Annotated in this window: 18 protein-coding genes; 10 read left to right on the top strand and 8 right to left on the bottom strand. The window is 71.1% G+C overall.

The window, feature by feature from the left end; translation table 11 throughout:
- Positions 1–38 precede the first annotated feature (38 nt).
- On the top strand, positions 39–206 hold the full coding sequence (locus C8250_RS20365; protein WP_164295951.1) for a hypothetical protein: 168 nt from the start codon (positions 39–41) through the stop codon (positions 204–206).
- Positions 207–254: 48 nt separating this feature from the next.
- Here C8250_RS20365 and C8250_RS20360 read toward each other — a convergent pair whose 3' ends face one another.
- Both C8250_RS20360 and C8250_RS20355 read right to left on the bottom strand, forming a co-directional pair.
- Positions 255–2,648: an HAD-IC family P-type ATPase gene (locus tag C8250_RS20360; RefSeq protein ID WP_138353497.1), complete on the bottom strand. Its 2,394-nt coding sequence runs from the start codon at positions 2,646–2,648 to the stop codon at positions 255–257.
- Between the two features lie 86 nt (positions 2,649–2,734).
- Positions 2,735–3,019, bottom strand: coding sequence for a DUF2530 domain-containing protein (locus C8250_RS20355; protein WP_138353498.1), 285 nt, complete (start codon positions 3,017–3,019; stop codon positions 2,735–2,737).
- A 163-nt stretch (positions 3,020–3,182) separates the two neighbouring features.
- On the opposite strand from C8250_RS20355, the gene C8250_RS20350 reads away from it, so the two are divergent.
- A complete protein-coding gene (locus tag C8250_RS20350) occupies positions 3,183–4,637 on the top strand; it encodes an NCS2 family permease (protein ID WP_138353499.1) in 1,455 nt (484 codons plus the stop codon).
- Between the two features lie 71 nt (positions 4,638–4,708).
- Here the strand turns inward: C8250_RS20350 and C8250_RS20345 are convergent, their stop codons facing one another.
- Entirely contained in the window at positions 4,709–4,897 is a 189-nt protein-coding gene (locus tag C8250_RS20345) for a ribbon-helix-helix protein, CopG family (protein ID WP_138353500.1), read from the bottom strand.
- A gap of 101 nt (positions 4,898–4,998) precedes the next feature.
- Here C8250_RS20345 and C8250_RS20340 point away from each other — a divergent pair, with 101 nt between their 5' ends.
- The 3 genes from C8250_RS20340 to thpR all read left to right on the top strand — a co-directional run bounded on the left by C8250_RS20340 (position 4,999) and on the right by thpR (position 7,477).
- Positions 4,999–5,439, top strand: a complete 441-nt coding sequence (locus C8250_RS20340; RefSeq protein ID WP_138353501.1) for a MarR family transcriptional regulator — start codon at positions 4,999–5,001, stop codon at positions 5,437–5,439.
- A 198-nt stretch (positions 5,440–5,637) separates the two neighbouring features.
- Positions 5,638–6,921 carry an MFS transporter gene (locus C8250_RS20335; RefSeq protein WP_187144918.1) on the top strand — a complete coding sequence of 428 codons (1,284 nt, stop codon included), beginning with the start codon at positions 5,638–5,640 and terminating at the stop codon, positions 6,919–6,921.
- Between the two features lie 10 nt (positions 6,922–6,931).
- The gene (gene thpR / locus C8250_RS20330) at positions 6,932–7,477 is read left to right on the top strand and encodes an RNA 2',3'-cyclic phosphodiesterase (protein WP_138353503.1); all 546 of its coding nucleotides are present in this window, start codon (positions 6,932–6,934) and stop codon (positions 7,475–7,477) included.
- A 189-nt stretch (positions 7,478–7,666) separates the two neighbouring features.
- Here the strand turns inward: thpR and C8250_RS20325 are convergent, their stop codons facing one another.
- Complete coding sequence (locus C8250_RS20325; protein ID WP_138353504.1) at positions 7,667–8,662, bottom strand: aldo/keto reductase; 996 nt, start codon at positions 8,660–8,662, stop codon at positions 7,667–7,669.
- Between the two features lie 83 nt (positions 8,663–8,745).
- Positions 8,746–9,417 carry a GDSL-type esterase/lipase family protein gene (locus tag C8250_RS20320; protein WP_232485338.1) on the bottom strand — a complete coding sequence of 224 codons (672 nt, stop codon included), beginning with the start codon at positions 9,415–9,417 and terminating at the stop codon, positions 8,746–8,748.
- 94 nt (positions 9,418–9,511) lie between these two features.
- Between C8250_RS20320 and C8250_RS20315 the strand changes: the two genes are divergently transcribed.
- Entirely contained in the window at positions 9,512–10,540 is a 1,029-nt protein-coding gene (locus tag C8250_RS20315) for a hypothetical protein (RefSeq protein WP_138353506.1), read from the top strand.
- Between the two features lie 57 nt (positions 10,541–10,597).
- On the opposite strand, the gene serC is transcribed toward C8250_RS20315, so the two are convergent.
- Entirely contained in the window at positions 10,598–11,716 is a 1,119-nt protein-coding gene (gene serC, locus C8250_RS20310; protein ID WP_138353507.1) for a phosphoserine transaminase, read from the bottom strand.
- A gap of 67 nt (positions 11,717–11,783) precedes the next feature.
- Here serC and C8250_RS20305 point away from each other — a divergent pair, with 67 nt between their 5' ends.
- On the top strand, positions 11,784–14,666 hold the full coding sequence (locus tag C8250_RS20305) for an FAD-binding and (Fe-S)-binding domain-containing protein (protein WP_138353508.1): 2,883 nt from the start codon (positions 11,784–11,786) through the stop codon (positions 14,664–14,666).
- Positions 14,667–14,805: 139 nt separating this feature from the next.
- On the opposite strand, the gene C8250_RS20300 is transcribed toward C8250_RS20305, so the two are convergent.
- Positions 14,806–15,906 carry a citrate synthase 2 gene (locus tag C8250_RS20300; protein ID WP_138353509.1) on the bottom strand — a complete coding sequence of 367 codons (1,101 nt, stop codon included), beginning with the start codon at positions 15,904–15,906 and terminating at the stop codon, positions 14,806–14,808.
- Between the two features lie 393 nt (positions 15,907–16,299).
- On the opposite strand from C8250_RS20300, the gene pdxH reads away from it, so the two are divergent.
- Positions 16,300–16,941 (top strand): pyridoxamine 5'-phosphate oxidase, encoded by a 642-nt coding sequence (pdxH, locus tag C8250_RS20295; protein WP_187145300.1) that lies wholly within the window; start codon positions 16,300–16,302, stop codon positions 16,939–16,941.
- 355 nt (positions 16,942–17,296) lie between these two features.
- Positions 17,297–18,640 (top strand): PAS domain-containing protein, encoded by a 1,344-nt coding sequence (locus tag C8250_RS20290; RefSeq protein WP_274599400.1) that lies wholly within the window; start codon positions 17,297–17,299, stop codon positions 18,638–18,640.
- Positions 18,641–18,756: 116 nt separating this feature from the next.
- On the opposite strand, the gene C8250_RS20285 is transcribed toward C8250_RS20290, so the two are convergent.
- Positions 18,757–19,518, bottom strand: a complete 762-nt coding sequence (locus C8250_RS20285; RefSeq protein WP_138353511.1) for an SIS domain-containing protein — start codon at positions 19,516–19,518, stop codon at positions 18,757–18,759.
- 117 nt (positions 19,519–19,635) lie between these two features.
- On the opposite strand from C8250_RS20285, the gene C8250_RS20280 reads away from it, so the two are divergent.
- The gene (locus C8250_RS20280; protein ID WP_138353512.1) at positions 19,636–20,328 is read left to right on the top strand and encodes a metal-dependent transcriptional regulator; all 693 of its coding nucleotides are present in this window, start codon (positions 19,636–19,638) and stop codon (positions 20,326–20,328) included.
- Positions 20,329–20,640: the final 312 nt, after the last annotated feature.

Here is a 20,640-nt window from a genome sequence, read left to right as displayed (position 1 = left end):
ACGTTCGACGCCGTCACCCCGAGGCCTGGAAGGCGGAGATGGCGGAGTACGTGCCCGCCGCCTACGCCGACGGCCTGCTCGACTACTGGCGCTCCACCGACGGCAAGCCCGTCGACCTCACCACCGCCGTCGAGGAGCTGACCGGTCACCCGGCGCGCAGCTTCGCGGTGTGGGCCGAGGAGAACGCCGCCGAGTTCGTGAAGTAACCGCCGCATCCCGGGTGTTCCCGGTGTCCGCGGTATCCCGGCGGGTCGTCAGTCGCTGTCGTGGACGCGGAGCGTTCGCCAGACCAGTTCCAGAACGAGCCCGGCCGCGAGAGCGACCCCCACCGCCACCCACGGACCCTCCGTACCCACCAGCTTGAGCGCGAAGAACTTCTGCAGCCAGGGCGTGACCAGCACGATCAGGAAGCCCGCGCCCATCGCCAGCACCAGGCAGACCCGCCACAGCGTGTAGGGGCGGGCGACGATGGCCAGCACCCACATGGAGATCAGGAACAGGGTGAGGGTCGCGTTGCTGGTCTCGGCGTCCAGCGCCCCGTCACCGGTGTAGTGGTGGCGGGCCAGCAGGTACTCGCCGAACGTCGCCACCCCGCAGATGACGCCCGCGGGCGCCGAGTACCGCATCACCCGTCGTACGAAGTGCGGCTTGGCCCGCTCCTTGTTGGGAGCGAGCGCCAGGAAGAACGCCGGGACACCGATGGTCAGGGTGGACAGCAGCGTCAGATGGCGGGGCAGGAACGGATACGGCACCTGCCAGAAGACCACCAGCAGCGCCAGCAGCACCGAATAGACGGTCTTGGTGAGGAACAGCGTCGCCACCCGCGTGATGTTCCCGATGACGCGGCGGCCCTCCGCGACCACCGAGGGCAGCGTCGCGAAGCTGTTGTTGAGCAGCACGATCTGCGCGACGGCCCGGGTCGCCTCGGATCCCGAGCCCATGGAGACGCCGATGTCGGCGTCCTTGAGGGCGAGCACGTCATTGACGCCGTCGCCGGTCATCGCGACGTTGTGGCCCCGGGACTGGAGCGCGGCGACCATGTCGCGCTTCTGCTGCGGGGTGACCCGGCCGAAGACCGCGCCGTTCTCCAGCACGTCCGCCATCGCGTCCCGGTCGGTGGGCAGTTGGCGGGCGTCGACCGGGTGCTCCGCGCCGGGCAGCCCGAGCTTGCCGGCGACCGCGCCGACCGAGATCGCGTTGTCGCCGGAGATGACCTTGGCGTGGACGCCCTGTTCCTCGAAGTACCGCAGGGTGTCGGCGGCGTCGGGGCGCAGCCGCTGTTCCAGGATGACCAGCGCCTGCGGGACGACGTCCGTGGCGACGCCCGGATCGTCGAGCCGGCGGTCGGTGCGCGCGAGCAGCAGCACCCGCAGGCCCTGGTTGTTGAGTTCGTCGATGTCGGCGAGGGCGGTGTGGCCGGTGGGCAGCAGGATGTCGGGCGCGCCGAGCAGCCAGGTGCTGCTGTCGCCGTCGGGCTCGTTGAAGGCGGCGCCGCTGTACTTGCGCGCGGAGGAAAAGGGCAGCGCCTCGGTGCACCGCCAGCCGTCGCTTCCGGCCCCGTCCTTCACCGTCACCGGGTAGGCGGCGACGATCGCCTGAAGGCTGGCGTTGGGCCGCGGGTCGGAGCCGCCGAGCGCGCCGAGCACCTGCTGGACGTACGGCTCCGTGGCGCCGTCGAGCATCCGCAGCCCGGTGACGTCCATCCCGCCCTCGGTGAGGGTGCCGGTCTTGTCGAGGCAGACGACGTCGACCCGCGCCAGGCCCTCGATGGCGGGGAGTTCCTGCACCAGGCACTGCTTGCGGCCGAGCCGGATGACGCCGATCGCGAAGGCGACGGAGGTCAGCAGCACCAGTCCCTCGGGGACCATGGGCACGATGCCGGCGACCGTACGGCGCACCGCCTCGCGCCAGTTGTGGTCCTGGAGCACGAGCTGGCTGATGATCAGGCCGATCGCGGTCGGCACCATCATCCACGTCACGTACTTGAGGATCTCGCTGATGCCGTTGCGCAGTTCGGAGTTGACGAGGGTGAAGCGGGACGCCTCCTCGGCGAGCTGCGCGGCGTAGGCCCCCCGGCCGACCTTGGTGGCGGTGAACGCGCCGCCGCCGGCGACGACGAAGCTGCCGGACATGACGGGGTCGCCCGGTTTCTTCAGCACCGGGTCGGCCTCACCGGTGAGCAGCGATTCGTCGATCTCCAGCCCCTCGGCCTCGACGACCTCGCCATCGACGACGGCCTTGTCGCCCGGGCCCAGCTCGATGAGGTCGCCCAGCACGATCGCGGAGGTGTGGATCTCGACGGCCGTGCCGTCGCGGCGCACGGTGGGCTTGGCCTCGCCGATGACGGCGAGGCTGTCGAGGGTCTTCTTGGCGCGCATCTCCTGGATGATGCCGATCGCCGTGTTGGCGACGATGACGAAGCCGAAGAGGCCGTCCTGGATCGGTCCGACGACGAGGATGACGAGGAAGAGCACGCCGATGATGGCGTTGAACCGGGTGAAGACGTTGGCCTTGACGATCTCGGTGGTGGAGCGCGACGACCGCACCGGAACGTCGTTCACCTCGCCCCGGGCCACCCGCTCGGCGACCTCACTGCTGGTCAGTCCGGCGTTGCGGGCAACGACCTGGATGTCCGTGCGATCCGTCATGGCACCGACGCTACGTGCGGTTCGCCCGGTTCACCCGCCGGACGGAGCGGTCCGGGTGACCGTTCGGACGGGTATGGGGTGATGTTCTACGGGGTGACGTTCCGGCCGTCCTGCCGGGCTTCGCGCTGTGCGGCTTCCCGCTGCAGGGCCGCGTTGCGCCTCCGGACGTACCAGAGGCCGAAGAGGCCGAGCAGGCTGCCGGCGAGGCAGGTCCAGATCCACCAGGCGTGGCCGTGGTCGGCGTACCAGCCGTAGAAGGGGAGCTGCCCGATGAAGAGCACGAACCAGACGACCGTGCCGACGAGGACGGTCGCGATGTCGTTCGCTTCCAGCGGCTCGGGTGTCTCGTGCGTGGCTTTCCACTTGCTCATGCGGTCAGGGTACGTGGTGCCGGCAGGTGCCCCATGGTGGGGTGCGGCCGGTCGCCGCAAGGGTCTACGCGCGGAGATAGCGCTCGATCACTCGTTTGTTCATACTGAAGCGGTCCCCCGGTGACTGGTTTCAGTCGTACGAACGCACAAATAGAGGACCTACATGTCCCCCTCGGCCACCGCCTCGGTCGACGCCCAGAACCCGTCACCCGCACCGCCCAAGAACGGCCTCGACCGCTTCTTCCGGATCTCCGAGCGGGGATCGTCGGTCTCCCGCGAGGTCCGGGGCGGGCTCGCCACCTTCTTCGCGATGGCCTACATCATCGTGCTGAACCCGATCATCCTCAGTTCCGGCGTGGACAAGTACGGCCACCACCTGGACGGTGGCCAGCTGGTCACCGCCACCGTGCTGACCGCCGCCTTCACCACCCTCCTGATGGGCGTCATCGGCAATGTGCCGATCGCGCTCGCGGCCGGCCTCGGTGTGAACACCGTCGTCGCCCTGCAGCTCGCACCCAGGATGAGCTGGCCCGACGCGATGGGCATGGTCGTCCTGGCCGGTTTCGCGATCATGCTGCTGGTCGCCACCGGGCTGCGCGAGCGGGTGATGAGCGCGGTACCGCTGGGGCTGCGCAAGGGCATCGCGATCGGCATCGGCCTGTTCATCATGCTGATCGGCCTCGTCGACTCGGGCTTCGTCACCCGAATCCCGGACGCCGCGCACACCACCGTCCCGCTGCAGCTGGGCTCGGACGGCCACCTCAACGGCTGGCCGGTGCTGGTCTTCATCCTGGGCGTGCTGCTCACGCTGGCCCTGATCATCCGCAGGGTGCCGGGCGCGATCCTGATCAGCATCGTCGCGATGACGGTGCTGGCCCTGATCATCGACGCGGTCGCGGACATCCCCGGCATGGCCTGGGGGCTGACCGTCCCCGAGTGGCCCGGCAACCCGGTGGCCGGCCCGGACTTCGGACTCATCGGCAACGTCAGCCTCTTCGGCGGCTTCGGCGAGGTCGGGATACTGACCGGGGTGCTGTTCGTCTTCACCGTGCTGCTGTCCTGCTTCTTCGACGCGATGGGCACGATCCTCGGCGTCAGCGACGAGGCGCACCTGCTGGACGAGAAGGGCGACCTGCCCGGCATGAACAAGGTGCTGATGGTCGACGGCATCGCCACCGCCCTCGGCGGCGCCACCTCCAGCTCCGCCAACACCTGCTTCGTGGAGTCCACGGCCGGTGTCGGCGAGGGTGCCAGGACCGGCCTCGCCAGCATCGTCACCGGGCTGATGTTCGTGCTCGCGCTGTTCTTCACCCCGCTCGCCACGATGGTCCCGGCCCAGGCCGCCACTCCCGCGCTGATCGCGGTCGGCTTCCTGATCCTGGCGAACAGCGTCCGGGACATCGACTGGGACGACTTCACGATCGCCGTCCCGGCGTTCCTGACGATGGTGATGATGCCGTTCACGTACTCCATCACCAACGGCATCGGCATCGGCTTCGTCAGCTTCTGCCTGCTGCGGCTGGCCGCGGGGCGCGGCCGTGAGGTGCCGGTGGCCCTGTACGTGGTCGCGGCGGTCTTCGGCTTCTACTACCTGATGCCGGCCCTCGGCCTGACCTGAGGCCCGGCCTGGGCCCGGCCTGACCGCCCCGGTGTTGTCGGGGTGGTGTCGGGATGGTGTCGGGGTGCCACTCACCCCGGCGGAGCGGCGTAGAACCGCTCCGTCTCGTCGACGGCGGTCTTGAACCGCTCGTCGAAGTCGTCGCGAACGAGCGTCCGGACCACGTAGTCCTGGACGCTCGTTCCGCATTTGGCGGCGTGGTCACGGAGCCGATCCAGCAGGTCGGCGTCTATACGCAGGCTGAGCACTCTCGATGCCATATGCCAAAGGTCCCCGCCGGGGGTGGTTCCAGGTGTCGTTTTCGGGCGCTAACTCACTCATATGGGTGAGGTTTACTTAGCCTAGGTAATGAGCTACGCTAATGAATGTGACCGAACTGTCCGAGGACGACCGCGCCGCAGTGAACTCTCTGCGCTCCGCAGTGATGCGACTGTCGCGGCGACTGCGCCACCAGCGGGTGGACGAGTCGCTCAGCCCGACCGAGATGTCCGTGCTGGGTACCCTCGCCCGCTGCGGCTCCGCCACACCCGGGGAGCTGGCCCGCAAGGAGCACGTCCAGCCGCCCTCCATGACGCGCATCGTCGCGATGCTGGAGGCCAAGGACCTCGTCCGCCGGGACCCGCACCCCGACGACCGCCGCCAGGTGGTCGTCAGCCAGACGGAGCAGGCCGAGGCGATGCTCGAGGAGAGCCGCCGCAAGCGCAACGTGTGGCTGGCGCAGCTCACGGAGGGGCTGAGCGACGACGAGCGCGCCGTGCTGCGTGCCGCCGCGCCGGTCCTGGAGAAGCTCGCGCAGCTGTAGTGACACCCGAGACGTTCCGAGAAGCAGTGACACCCGAGATGTAGTGATACCCGACCGGCGGACGGCGGGTGCAGAAGAACGTGGAACAACCAGAAGTGAAGCGCAACGCCACACAGGGGAGGCGAACCTAGATTGAGTTCGGCAGCCGGCTCAGACACCGCACCCGGACAAGAACCCGATACGACCACGAAGTGCGGCATGTTCAGCTCGCTCAAGGTTCGTAACTACCGGCTCTTCGCGACCGGCGCCGTGGTGTCCAACACCGGCACCTGGATGTCGCGGATCGCCCAGGACTGGCTGGTGCTCAGCATCACCGGTTCTTCTTTCGCGGTGGGTATCACCACCGCGCTGCAGTTCCTGCCGATGCTGCTCTTCGGCCTGTTCGGCGGTGTCATCGCCGACCGTTACCCCAAGCGGCAGATCCTGCTGTGCACCCAGGCCGCGCTCGGCGGGCTCGGGCTGCTGCTCGCCGCACTGACGCTCAGCGGGCACGTCCAGGTCTGGCACGTGTACGTCATCGCCTTCGCCCTCGGCATGGTGACCGTCGTCGACAACCCGGCCCGGCAGACCTTCGTGGTCGAGATGGTCGGCCCCGGCGAGATCCGCAACGCGGTCTCGCTGAACTCCGCGAACTTCCAGGCCGCCCGGCTGATCGGCCCCGCCGTCGCCGGTGTCCTGATCACCGCGGTCGGCAGCGGCTGGGCATTCCTGCTCAACGGGCTGTCGTTCCTCGCCCCGCTCGCCGGCCTGCTGATGATGCGCACCGCTGAGCTGCACAAGGTCGAGCGGGTGCCGCGCGGCAAGGGCCAGCTGCGGGAGGGCCTGCACTACGTCGCCGGGCGCCCGGAGCTGATCTGGCCGATCGTGCTGGTCGGGTTCATCGGGACCTTCGGCTTCAACTTCCCGATCATCCTCACCGGCTTCGTCAACCACGTCTACCACTCCGGTGCGAGCACCTACGGGCTGCTGAACACCATCATCGCGCTGGGCTCGCTCGGCGGCGCGCTGCTCGCGGCCCGCCGCGGACGGACCCGGCTGCGGCTGCTGGTGGCCGCCGCGTTCGCCTTCGGGGCGCTGGAGGTGGTGGCCGCGGTGGCGCCGTCCTTCTGGATGTTCGCGCTCCTGCTGCTGCCGATCGGCGTCTTCGGGATGACGTTCAACACCTCGGCCAACGCCTCGGTGCAGCTCGCCTCCGACCCCGCCATGCGGGGCCGCGTCATGAGCCTGTACATGATGGTCTTCGTCGGTGGCACCCCCATAGGCGGCCCGGTCGTCGGCTGGGTGACGGACACCTACGGGGCCCGCGTCGGGTTCCTGTCCGGCGGCCTCGTCGCGGCGCTCGCGGCGGTCGGTGTCGGCCTGGTGCTGGCCCGGGTCGGCGGGCTGCGGCTCAAGGTGGACCTGCACCGGGGAAAAGACCACCGGCTGATCGAGTTCGTGCCCCGTGAGGGCGCGGCCGCCCCACTGGTGACGGCCGCGTGAGGCCGTCGGCATGAGACTGTTCGCCGCGGTCCTGCCGCCCTCCGGGGTGGCGGACGAACTCGATCTGGCCGTCTCCCCGCTCCACCGGCTCCCCGGAGCCGGCCGGCTGCGCTGGACCGAACGCGCCGGATGGCACTTCACGCTCGCCTTCCTCGGCGAGGTCGCCGACGGGACGCTCCCCGCGCTGCGGGACGGCCTCGCCGCCGTCGCGCGGCGGTACGCGCCCTGCGAACTGCAGCTGTCCGGCGGCGGCCGGTTCGGCGAGCGGGCGCTGTGGGCGGGCGCCGCGGGCGACACCGGCCGGCTCGCGGAACTGGCGGACTCCGTCCAGAGCGCCGCCCGGCAGGCCGGCGTCGATCCGGCGCAGGAGCACGCGTACACCCCGCACCTCACGCTGGCCCGCAGCCGCGGCGGCGTGGCCCTCGGCCCGTACGCCGCCGCGCTCGACGGTTTCCTGGGTACGCCGTGGTCCGCGGACACCCTCGCGCTGGTGCGCAGCCACCCGGCGCCGGACGCCCACTACGAGACGGTGGCGACCTGGCCGCTGGGCCGGTGACCCCGGCCGGTTAACCTCGACACGTGGACCCCAAGACCCGAACCCGTGTAGTGACCGCCGCCCTCGTCCTGATGCTCGTCGTGGTGGTCGCGGGCGCACTGCTGCGCTGAGAGGCCGTCGCGCCCGCCCGCGGCCACCGGCCCCGCCCGCCGGGCCCCGGTTCTCACCGGGACCCGGCCTGGCCGGGTCCTACCAGGCGAAGGCTTCCGGGGACGGCCCCGGGCCGGGGAAGACCTCGTCCAGTGCGGACAGGAACTCCTCCGACAGCTTCAGCTCGACCGCGTTGAGCGCCGAGTCCAGCTGCGCCTGCGTCCGCGGGCCGACGATCGGCCCGGTCACCCCGGGCCGGGTCAGCAGCCACGCCAGACCGACATCACCGGGCGCCAGGTCGTGCTTGTCGCACAGGTCCTCGTACGCCTGGATCTGGTCGCGCTGCGCCGCGCTCTTGAGCGCGTCCGCGCTGCGGCCGGACGTCGAGCGCGCGCCGCCGCCCTCGCGCTCCTTGCGGAGCGCCCCGCCGAGCAGCCCGCCGTGCAGCGGCGACCACGGGATGACCCCGAGGCCGTACGCCTGCGCCGCCGGGATGACCTCCATCTCGGCACGCCGCTCGGCCAGGTTGTACAGGCACTGTTCGCTGGTCAGGCCCAGCGAACCGCGACGGGCGGCCGCCTCGTTGGCCTGCGCGATGTTCCAGCCGGCGAAGTTCGACGAACCGGCGTACAGGATCTTGCCCTGCTGCACGAGGACGTCGACGGCCTGCCAGATCTCGTCCCAGGGCGTGTTCCGGTCGATGTGGTGGAACTGGTAGAGGTCGATGTAGTCCGTACCGAGCCGCTTCAGGCTCGCGTCGGCGGCACGGCGGATGTTGAGGGCGGAGAGCCGGTCGGCGTTCGGCCAGGCGTCACCCTCGGCGGCCATGTTGCCGTAGACCTTCGTCGCGAGAACGGTCTTCTCGCGGCGCCCGCCTCCCTTGGCGAACCAGGACCCGACGATCTCCTCGGTGCGGCCCTTGTTCTCGCCCCACCCGTACACATTGGCGGTGTCGAAGAAGTTGACGCCCGCGCCGAGCGCGGAGTCCATGATCGCGTGACTGTCGTTCTCATCGGTCTGGGGACCGAAGTTCATGGTGCCGAGCACCAGGCGGCTGACTTTGAGACCCGTGCGTCCGAGCTGCGTGTACTCCATGACCCCTAAGCCAAGCTCTTCGAGTGCGCTCGAAGCAAGGGGGTGGCCGCCCGCTGGGACGGGCGTGTCAGGGGGCGCCGCGCCTATCGGCCCGCATACGGTCCGCCGACCCCCCAGGCCTGGTGCATCGCGTCGGCGAACGCGGCCGCGAGGCGGTGTTCGCCGGAGGGACCGGGGTGCGTGCCGTCGTAGGTGTCGGTGAACAGCTCGTAGCCGTCCGGCCGGGACGCGAGCAGCAGGGGAGAGGCGCCGGTGTCCAGATCGGCGACGGCCTTGGCCATCCGGACGTTGAGGTCCCGGCACTGCTCGGCGAAGGGGAGATCGTGGTCGGCCCGGATGTTGGGTATCACCGGCAGCAGCACCATGCGGATCCGCGGATTGGCGGACCGTGCCTCGCCGACGAAGCTCCGCAGGTTCTCCGCGGTCTGCTCGGCGGTCGTGTAGAAGCCGAGATCGATCAGACCGAGCGAGATCAGCAGGAGATCGGGACGGTGCGCGCGCACCGCGTCCCCGATCAGCGGCGCCATGTGCAGCCAGCCCTCACCCCAGCCGGCCAGATGCCGCCGGGCGTCCGCCGGGAAGGCCGGGTCGGCGTACGCGTGCGAGACGGGCTCGCCGCGCTCCTTGTCGTGCAGCGCGGTGCGCGGGCCGACCACCGTGAACGGCTCGCCGAGCGAGCACAGGTGCTGCCACATGCGGTAACGCCAGGTGAAGTCGCCCGCGCTGCCGATGGTCATGGAATCGCCGACGAACATATAACGCACGCTGAGATCATCGCGGATACCCGGCCCCGGCCGCGATGCCCGGCGGCGTGAAGCCCGACACATGACGGGATGGCAGGCTGGGGGCATGCCGCGCTCCCGCATCGCCCTCGCCGCCTCAGTCGCCGCCGCGGCGTTCGCCGTTCTCGGACCGGTGCCGGGGGCCGTCGCCGACGGCGGGCCCGCCGTCGCGTTCACCATCAGCGACCCCCGGATCACCGAGTCCAGCGGACTGGCCGCCAGCCACCTCCACAAGGGCGTGTACTGGACCCACAACGACAGCGACGACGGCCCGTACGTCTACGCGGTGGACTCCGCGACCGGCAGGACCGTCGCCAGGGTCACGATGCGCGGCATCGACCCCCGTGACGTGGAGGCGATCTCCATCGGCCCGGACGGCGACATCTACGTCGGCGACATCGGCGACAACCTCGGCGGGACCTGGCCGCATGTGTGGATCTACCGGTTCGCCGAGCCCAAGCAGCTGGGGAACACGACGGTGGACGTCATCCGCTACACGGTCCAGTACGAGGGCGGCCCGCGGAACGCGGAGGCGCTGATGGTGCACCCCAAGACCGGCCGGGTCTACATCGCCAGCAAGAACGAGGACGGCGGCGCCCTGTACGCGGGCCCGAAGAAGCTCAGCCCGAAGGGGGTGAACGTCTTCCGGAAGATCGCCGAGGTGCCCTGGGTGACCGACGGTTCGTTCTCGCCCGACGGCACCCGGCTGGTGCTGCGCGGCTACTTCTGGGCGACCGCCTGGCGGTGGTCCGGCGACGCCCCGACGAAGATCGGCAGCCTCGATGTGCCGATGCAGCGGCAGGGCGAGTCGGTGGCCTTCACCCCGGACGGCCGAGCGCTGATGTACGGCAGCGAGGGGAAGAACAGCGAGGTCTGGCGGGCGCCGCTCAACGGCGAGGACCTGCCGGACTCCGTGGCCCCGGACGCCACCGGATCCGCCGGCACGGGCCGGCCGGGCGGCAAGGGACCGGCCGCGGACGCCGCCAAGGACGGCTCGTCCGGCCACAGTGTGACCGTCGTCGGTTTCGCGGTGCTCGCCGCGATCTTCGTCGCGGCCACCGGCCTGCGCCGGATCCTTCGCCGCCGTCCCGACTGACGAGGGGCCCGGCCGTCACCGGCCGGACCCCTCGTCAGTCGTGCGTCGCGGGTGCGGTTACAGCTTGTCGATGACGTAGTCGATGCAGACCGTCAGCGCCTCGACGTCGGCCGGGTCGACCGCCGGGAACATCGCGACCCGCAGCTGGTTGCGGCCCAGCTTGCGGTACGGCTCGGTGTCCACGATGCCGTTGGCGCGCAGCGCCTTCGAGATCTGGGTGGCGTCGATCGCGTCGTCGAAGTCGATGGTGCCGATGACCTGCGAGCGCTGCTCCGGGTCGGCCACGAACGGCGTCGCGTACGACGACTTCTCGGCCCAGCCGTACAGCCGCGACGAGGAGTCCGCGGTGCGGGCGACCGCCCAGTCCAGGCCGCCCTGGCCGTTGATCCAGTCGAGCTGGTTGGCGAGCAGGAAGAGCGTGGACAGCGCCGGGGTGTTGTACGTCTGGTTCTTCGTCGAGTTGTCGATCGCGGTCGGCAGGTCGAAGAACGCGGGGATGTGCCGGCCGGACGCGGCGATCTCGGCGGCGCGTTCCAGCGCGGCCGGGGAGAACGCGGCCAGCCACAGGCCGCCGTCCGCCGCGAAGGACTTCTGCGGGGCGAAGTAGTAGACGTCCGTCTCGGTGATGTCGACCGGCAGGCCGCCCGCACCGGAGGTGGCGTCCACCAGGACGAGTGAACCGGCGTCGGCGCCCTGTACGCGCTTGATGGGTGCGGCGACACCCGTCGAGGTCTCGTTGTGCGTGAACGCGTACACGTCCACACCGGCCTCGGCGACCGGCACCGGGTGGGTACCCGGGTCGGACTTGACGACCGACGGGTCGTCCAGCCACGGCGCGAGCTTGGCCGCGGTCGCGAACTTGGAGGAGAACTCGCCGAACGACAAATGCTGGGACTTCTGCCGGATCAGACCATGGGTGGCGATGTCCCAGAACGCGGTGGACCCGCCGTTGCCGAGCACTACCTCATAGCCCTCGGGCAGGGAGAACAGCTGCCGGACACCTTCACGGACCTGGCCCACCAGGTTCTTCACCGGAGCCTGCCGGTGAGAGGTGCCGAGCAGGGACGTGCCGGTCGCGGCCAGCGCTTCGACCGCCTCCGTCCGTACCTTGGAGGGGCCCGCGCCGAAACGGCCGTCGGCGGGCTTGATGTCAGCGGGAATCTGGATATCAGCCACGGGCGAAGCGTAATCCGTCCTGAACCCGGTCCCGCTACTGGTCCACCCGGTGAGACAAGGTTGGCGTATGGATCTTGAGCAGGCGATGCGGGCGGCGGTACGCGGCACGGTCGCGTTCGACGCGGGGGCGCGGGCGCTGGTGACGATGGACGCGTCGAACTACCGGAGGGTCCCGCTGGGCGTGGTGGCGCCCCGCGACGCGGACGACGTGGCGGCGGCGCTGGCGGTGTGCCGCGAGTACGGCGTGCCGGTGGTGCCGCGCGGCGGGGGCACCTCGATCGCCGGGCAGGCGACGGGGGTCGGAGTGGTGCTGGACTTCACCCGCCACATGCGGGCGATCGAGCACATCGACCCCGAGGCGCGCACCGCGGTCGTGCAGCCGGGTGTGGTCCTCGACGATCTGCGGGCGGCGGCCGCCGGCCACGGGCTGACCTTCGGCCCGGATCCGTCCACCCACAGCCGCTGCACCCTCGGCGGCATGATCGGCAACAACGCGTGCGGCTCGCATTCGGTCGCCTGGGGGACGACCGCCGACAACGTGCACGAGCTGGAGGTGCTGACCTACGGCGGGGAGCGGGCCACCCTCGGCCGCGGCCTGCCGGGGCCGCTGCACGACCGGACCGCCGCCTTCGCCGACGAGCGGCTGTCCGTGCTCCGCACCGGCTTCCCCGACCTGCCGCGCCGGATCTCCGGCTACGCCCTGGACCGGCTGCTCCCCGAGCACGGCCGGGATCTGGCGCGTGCCTTCACCGGCAGCGAGGGCACCCTGGGCGTGCTGACCCGCGCCACCGTACGGCTGGTGGAGCCGCCGGCCGCCCGCGCGCTGGCCGTGCTCGGGTACGAGGACGAGAGCGCCGCCGCCGAAGCCGCGCACCTGCTGCTGCCCCACCACCCGCTGACCGTCGAGGGCATGGCGGCCGACCTGGTGGGCGCCGCCGCCCGGGAGTCGCTGCCGCGCGGCGCCGCCTGGCTGTTCGTGGAGATGGGCGGCGGCACCGCGGCCGAGGCGCGGGCCCGCGCCTCGGAGCTGTGCCGCCACGCCGCCGCCGACGGCGCCAGGGACCACACCGTCGTCTCGGAGCCGGCCGACCAGCGCGCCCTGTGGCGGATCCGCGAGGACGCCTCGGGGACCGCGACCCGGATGCCCGACGGCACCGAGGCATGGCCCGGCTGGGAGGACTGCGCGGTGCCACCGGACCGGCTCGGCGCGTATCTGCGGGAGTTCAGGACGCTGCTGGGCGAGCACGGCTTGCGCGGCTCCCCGTACGGACACTTCGGCGACGGCTGCGTGCATGTCCGTATCGACTTCGACCTGCTGACGCCGGCGGGCATCGCCCGCTTCCGGCGCTTCTCCGAGGCGACCGCCGACCTGGTCGTCGCCCACGGTGGCTCGCTGTCGGGCGAGCATGGCGACGGCCAGGCGCGGGCGGAACTCCTGCCGAAGATGTACGGCCCCGAACTCGTGGCTCTCTTTGGAGTTTTCAAGGATCTCTGGGACCCGGCGGGCGGAATGAATCCCGGGATGCTCGTCCGCCCCGCTCCTATGGATAGCAACCTCCGCTTCGGCGTGCTGCCGTCCCGTGCGTCGCATCCCGTCGATGTCGAGTTCACCTATCCGGGTGACGGCGGCGATTTCACGGCGGCCGTCCGGCGCTGCGTCGGCGTCGGCAAATGCCGTACGTCCGCGACCACCTCGTCCGGCGGGGACAGCGTGATGTGCCCGTCGTACCGGGTGACGGGGGAGGAGCGGCACTCCACGCGCGGCCGCGCCCGGCTGCTGCACGAGATGCTCGCCGGCGAGATCATCGAGGACGGCTGGCGGTCGGAGGAGGTCCGCGACGCGCTCGACCTGTGCCTTTCCTGCAAGGGCTGCCGCAGCGACTGCCCGGTCGAGGTGGACATGGCGACGTACAAGGCCGAGTTCCTGCACCACCACTACGCAGGACGGCTGCGCCCCCGCTCGCACTACTCGATGGGATGGCTCCCGGTCTGGCTGCGAGCCGCCGCACCGTATGCGCGCGTCCTGAACGCCCTGGCCCGGGGGCCGCTGGCGGGGGTGGCCAAGCGCGCCGGCGGCATCGCGCCGCAACGCCACATCCCCGCGCTGGCCCACGAGCCCTTCCGCACTTGGTGGAACCACCGCGCCCTCCGCCGGCAGGCCGGCCGCCCGGCCGGGGCGGGCAAGACCGCGACGGACGTCGCTGGAACGACCGCGCCCGGCACGACCGCGCCCGGCACGACCGTCGTGCTGTGGCCCGACACCTTCACGAACTATCTGTCGCCGCAGGTCGGACAGGCCGCGGTGAAGGTGCTGGAGGCAGCCGGCCTGCGGGTCGTCCTGCCGCCGAAGGCCGTCTGCTGCGGTCTGACGTGGGTGTCCACCGGGCAGCTGGACCGGGCCCGTACGGTCATGCGCCGCACGGTCGACGCCCTCGCACCCGCGCTGGACGCCGGGCTGCCGATCGTCGTCCTCGAACCCAGCTGTGGGGCGGCGCTCCGCGCCGACCTGCCGGAACTGCTCGGCTCCGGCGATCCCCGCGCGGCCCGGCTGGCCGCCTCCGTCCGGACCTTCGCGCAGGTGCTGGAGGAGCTGGCCCCCGACTGGGTACCGCCCCGCCTCGACCGTGCGGTCGTCGGACAGACGCACTGCCACCAGCACGCCGTGCTCGGCGACGCCGCAGAACGGCGGCTGCGCGAGCGCGCCGGCCTCACCGGCACGCCCTCCGGCGGCTGCTGCGGTCTGGCCGGCAACTTCGGTTTCGAGCAGGGCCACTACGACGTGTCGGTGGCCTGCGCCGAGGAGCAACTGCTCCCGGCGGTCCGGGAGGCACCCGCGGGGGCCGCCGTTCTGGCGGACGGGTTCTCCTGCCGCACGCAGCTCGCGGAGCTGGCCGACACCCCGGGCCGGCACCTGGCCGAACTCCTGGCGGAGGCGCTGCCGGACGCCTGAACCAAGGGCAGGGGGGCCGGACGCCTGAATCCAGGGCGTCAGGACGGCAGGGCCCGCCGACGACTGTGGCCTGCTCCCACCCCGTACGAGGGTGGGAGCAGGCCACAGCATCAACGATTCAGCAGCACCTGACGTGGACTCAGTGCCCGATGCCCGCGAAGCCGTCGACCTCGCGCGGGTCGCGCGGGCCGGGGCCCATGTAGCGGGCGGAGGGGCGGACGAGCCGGCCGGTGCGCTTCTGCTCCAGGATGTGGGCCGACCAGCCCGCCGTCCGGGCACAGGTGAACATCGACGTGAACATGTGCGCCGGAACCTCGGCGAAGTCCAGGACGATCGCCGCCCAGAACTCCACGTTGGTGGCGAGCACCCGGTCGGGGCGCCGCGCGTGCAGCTCCGCGAGCGCCGCCTTCTCCAGCGCCTCCGCGACCTCGAAGCGGGGGGCGCCCAGCTCCTTCGCCGTACGCCGCAGCACGCGCGCACGCGGGTCCTCGGCGCGGTACACGCGGTGGCCGAAGCCCATCAGGCGCTCGCCCTTGTCCAGGGCGCGCTTGACGTAGGCGCTCGCGTCACCGGTCCGCTCGATCTCCTCGATCATGCCGAGGACGCGGGAGGGGGCGCCGCCGTGCAGCGGGCCCGACATGGCGCCGACGGCGCCGGACAGGGCCGCGGCCACGTCGGCACCCGTGGAGGCGATGACGCGGGCGGTGAACGTGGAGGCGTTCATGCCGTGCTCCGCGGCGGACGTCCAGTACGCGTCGACGGCGGCCACGTGCTTCGGGTCGGGCTCACCGCGCCAGCGGATCATGAAGCGCTCGACGATCGTCTGCGCCTTGTCGATCTCCTTCTGCGGCACCATGGCGAGGCCCTGGCCGCGCGCCGACTGGGCGACGTAGGAGAGCGCCATGACGGCGGCGCGCGCGAGGTCGTCACGGGCCTCGTCGACGTCGATGTCCAGCAGCGGTTTCAGACCCCACACGGGGGCGAGCATGGCGAGCGCCGACTGGACGTCGACACGGATGTCGCCGGAGTGCACCGGGATCGGGAACGGCTCGGCAGGCGGCAGGCCCGGATTGAACTTGCCGTCGACCAGCAGGCCCCACACGTTTCCGAATGAGACATGGCTGACGAGATCTTCGATGTCGACGCCTCGGTAACGGAGAGAGCCGCCTTCCTTGTCAGGTTCGGCGATCTCCGTCTCGAACGCGACTACTCCTTCGAGTCCGGGTACGAAGTCGGACATCAGGCGGCTCCTCGTGATGTGGTCGACAGGTGCTTGGCCGGCCGACTGCTTGGACGGCCGTTCCGGTAATGCCCCGCTCGGGTGATGGTCACCCTGCTCCATCGGAGACCCGAGGCCGGAGTCAGAAACGGTATCTCTTGATGTCAAGAGGCCACAGCTGCCCGACCCGCAATTCTGTCGGTTCTGGCACATGACGGGAAGCGTGAGGTGCGGCACACTCTTCGGCCCGGCCGGCCGGTTTCCGGCCCTTTTCCGGCCCGGAAACCCCCTACCGACCACCGCGCCGACCCCACAGGGTCCCCGGCAGGACGGCCCGCGTGGCGCACCGCCGGGACGTACGGGTCCCAGGGGATGCAAGATGTCCGGGTGCAGCATCATGTCGATCCCGCCGTCATGCGCGAGCAGTACCGCGCCCAGGGTCTCACCGAGGCCGAGCTGGCCGCGGACCCGTACTCGCAGTTCACCCGCTGGTTCGCGGACACCGTGACCGCCGGCCTCACCGAGCCGAACGCGATGATCGTCTCGACCGCCGACGCCGAGGGCCGCCCCAGCTCACGGACCGTGCTCCTCAAGGGCTTCGACCCGCGCGGCTTCGTCTTCTACACGAACTACGGCTCCCGCAAGGGCCGCGATCTGGTGGAGAACCCGCAGATCTCGCTGCTCTTCCCCTGGCATCCGATCGCCCGCCAGGTCATCGTCTCCGGCACCGTCGAACGCGTCTCGACGGACGAGACCGCCCGGTACTTCCGCAGCCGCCCGCACGGTTCGCGGCTGGGCGCGTGGGCCAGTGCGCAGTCCTCGGTCGTGGAGTCCCGGGAGGAGCTGGAACGGCGCTACGCGGAGCTGGAGGCGCGCTACCCGAAGGGCAGCGACGTCCCGGTGCCGACGTACTGGGGAGGCATCCGGGTGCGCGCCCGGAGCGTGGAATTCTGGCAGGGGCGCGAAAACCGGCTGCACGACCGACTGCGCTACGAGCGCGCCGACGGGGAGAACAGCGAAACGGGCTCCTGGAACGTCGTACGGCTGGCGCCGTAGAACCCGGCGGCCACGCGGCCTTTCGACAACGCACACGCGGCCTTTCGACAACGCAAACGACCCGCGGGCTGCTCCCTGGAGTTTCCTCCAGGCACCGGCCGGACAAGTCCGACGAGCCCGCGGGTCGGGTGACTGCGTGGGATTGGCCCGCCCCTCGACCCCGTGCACGGAGTCTGCGCGACGAGCTTGGTGCGCGGGACTAGCCCGCAGTCACCTCACGTGTCCGACTGCACATCATGCTGCGAACCACCTCCCTTCATGTGTGACCGCAACATTAGGAACCGGCCCCGGGACGCACAACCGATTTATCGAAATGCCGTGTGGGCTGAGTCACACCGGGGTTGAATGATTCGACGTGCAGCCATTCGATGCGAAGCCGCTCAGTGATGGCGACGAGCAGCTACTCGCCGCTCTGCTCGACGGTATGGAGGCGGGCCTGTGCGCCTTCGACCGCGACGGTGTCATCACCCACTGGAATTCCGAAGCCGTACGGATCCTCGGCTGGTCGGCGGACGATGCCGTCGGCCGCCGCGGCTTCTCGGGCTGGGCCGCCCGTAGCGCCGACGCGCACGACGTGCAGACGAGGCTGCTCGGCGCCATGGACGCGCCCGGCCGCCAGGTGCACGAGTTCGCGCTGCTGACCAAGGACGGCCACCGGGTGCTCGTCCGCACCCAGTCCGCGGCCGTGCAGGGTCAGGACGGCCGCCCCGCCGGGGTCTACTGCGCCTTCTCCGAGGTGCACGCCCAGATCGACCTGGAACGCTCCATCGCGCTCAGCGAGGCGCTCTTCGACGACGCCTCGTGGGGTGTCGTCCTGATCGACGCGGACCTGCGGCCCGCCGTCGTGAACGCGCACGCCGCCCGCCTGCTGCGCACCGGCCGGGACACCCTGCTCGGCCGGCCGCTCGGCGATCTGCTGGAGCAGGGCCTGGAGGAGCTGGAGACGGCGCTGCAGCACGTGCTCGCGGAGGGCAGCCCGCCGGTCCCGTCCGAGCTGTGGCTGAGCCTGCGCGGCGACGAGGGCGCCAAACGGCACTGCTGGCGCAGCGGGTTCGTGCGCCTCGGGTCGCCGCTCGGCGAGGAACCGGTGCCGCTGGGCGTCGGGTGGCTGTTCCTGGACGTGACGGAGGCCAAACTCGCGGAGCAAGAAGGATCGTTGCTGCGCTTCCGGCACAACCAGCTGCACCGGGCCGGGCGTACGGCGTCCGAGTGCGAGGACCCGGTGGAGGCCGCGACCACCTATCTGGACTTCGCGCTGGCCGGGTTCGCCGACCACGCGTTGGTCGACCTCGCCGGGGACGACGGCCGGCTGGTGCGCGCCGCCTCTACCCCGGAGGGGTCCTCGGGGCCGTGTCTGCCCGTCCCGGTCGGCACGATCCCGGTGGCGTACGGGGCGGCGCACCCCGTGCTGCAGGCCGTGGAGCGGATCGGCACCGTACGCGCCAGCTTCGGCGCCCTCGCCGCGGCCGAGCCCGCCTCGCGGGCCAGGATCGACGAGTGGGCGGCGGCCCGCCGTTGGCCCGAGGGGACGGTCCACGGCCTCTCCACGGTCCTGCGGAGCCGCGGACGCACTCTGGGCGCCGTCACGTTCCTGCGGGGCGCGGGGCGCCGTCTCTTCGACCGTTCCGACGCGGCGTACGCGGAGGACGTGGCGGTGCGGGTGGCCGCGGCGCTGGACCTGGCGCAGCAACTGGGCTGAGGGCCGGGCCGAGAGCTGGGCCGAGAGCTGTGCCGGGGCGGCGCCGCCCCGGACGGCCGAACGGCCCGGCGGCCTGCCGCCTCAGCGGCGGATCGGTGGCGGAGGAAGATCCGCGCTCAGTGGCGGAAGAAGATCCGTGAGCCGTACTCCTCGAAGATGCGGCCGTTCCAGTCATGGCCGCCGTCCACGTTCCCCGAGCGCAGCAGCGGCGGCGTGATGCCGCGGGCGGCGAGCTCCGCGACCGCGGTGGCGACGACGGCCTGCATGAGTGCGCTGGTCACCACGGTCGAGGCGGGGGCGAAGGGGGCCGGGACGTCGTCACGGACGATCTCCGCGTCGCCGACGGCGATCTTCGAGTCGAGCACGATGTCGCAGTGGTCCTTGAGGAACGTGCCGGACGCGTGCCGGGGCTTGGTCTCCTTGGCGTAGGCCACGGAGGTGACGCCGATGACCGTCAGGCCGAGGGCGCGGGCGTTCTGCGCCATTTCGACCGGCAGGGCGTTGCGTCCGGACAGCGAGATGACGACGAGGACGTCGCCGGGCTTGGCCGGACTGGTGTCGAGCACGGCGCCCGCGAGGCCGTCGACCCGTTCCAGGGCGCTGCCCAGGGTCGCGGGCATGACGTCGATACCGACGACGCCGGGCACCGCGAGCAGGTTGACCAGGGCGAGGCCGCCCGCGCGGTAGACGACGTCCTGGGCGGCGAGCGAGGAGTGCCCGGCGCCGAAGGCGAAGATCCGGTTGCCGTTGGCGATGGCGTCGGCGATGGCCTTGCCCGCCGCTGTGATACCTGCGGACTCCTCGTCCCGTACCCTCCGGAGAAGGGCGATGGCCGCATCGAAGTATTCGCCGGCCAGATCGTCGCGGGGCTCACTCATGCGGATCACCGTGCGGCCACGCTGCCGTCGCTGTCAAGAATCCCGCGCCGGGGCCGGTTGTCGGTGGGATGCGTCAGAATTGGTGCAGGGCCACGCACTAGCTATTGAGGGGCGCGCATGTCCGGACTCATCGACACGACGGAGATGTATCTCCGCACCATCCTGGAGCTGGAAGAGGAGGGTGTGGTCCCCATGCGCGCCCGAATCGCCGAGCGGCTCGATCAGAGCGGCCCGACGGTCAGCCAAACGGTGGCGCGCATGGAACGTGACGGCCTGGTGCATGTCGCCGGTGACCGTCACCTGGAACTGACCGACGAAGGCCGGCGGACGGCGACGCGCGTGATGCGCAAGCACCGGATCGCCGAATGCCTGCTCGTCGACGTGATCGGCCTGGAGTGGGAGCAGGTGCACGCCGAGGCCTGCCGCTGGGAGCACGTCATGAGCGAGGCGGTGGAGCGCAAGGTGCTGGAGCTGTTGCGGCACCCGACCGAGTCGCCGTACGGGAACCCGATCCCGGGTCTCGAGGAACTGGGCGAGAAGGCCGAGGCGGATCCCTTCCTGGAGGAGGGCATGGTCAGCCTGGCGGAACTGTCGCCGGGCCCGGCCGGCGCCAGCGTCGTGGTGAAGCGGATCGGCGAGCCGATCCAGACCGATGCCCAGCTGATGTACACGCTGCGGCGGGCCGGTGTGCAGCCGGGCGCGGTGGTGAGCGTGACGACCTCCGCGGGCGGGGTCCTCGTGGGCAGTGGCGGCGAGGCCGCCGAGCTGGGTGCCGAGGTCGCGTCGCACGTCTTCGTGGCCAAGCGGTAGGACCCGCGGTTTGTCCTGGTGGGAGGGGGCGGGGGCCCCGGCGCCTGATGGCGCCGGGGCCCTCCTCCCCTTGTCCCTCCCCTGGTGGTGCTCCCCTCGGAGGACCCGGAACCCCGAGCTTCCCGAGTACTCCGCGCGACCGCTTCCCCTTCGTGTCGCGCCCCGCAGGAGATCTCCCCTCGGCTGCGGCGGTCAATCCTTGAGTGATGTCACTCGAAAGAGCGATGTTGTGCGCGTGGCCCGTCTTATCGAATAGAAGTTCGATAACGTAGGCGCCGGAAGACCCGATCAGTTCGTCAGGGGGTGCGGCAC

This window comes from Streptomyces sp. So13.3, assembly GCF_005860785.2.
Taxonomy (GTDB): Bacteria; Actinomycetota; Actinomycetes; order Streptomycetales; family Streptomycetaceae; genus Actinacidiphila; species Actinacidiphila fildesensis.
The sequence above is the reverse complement of the archived record's forward strand: the minus strand, read 5'-3'. Positions and strand labels throughout refer to the sequence as shown.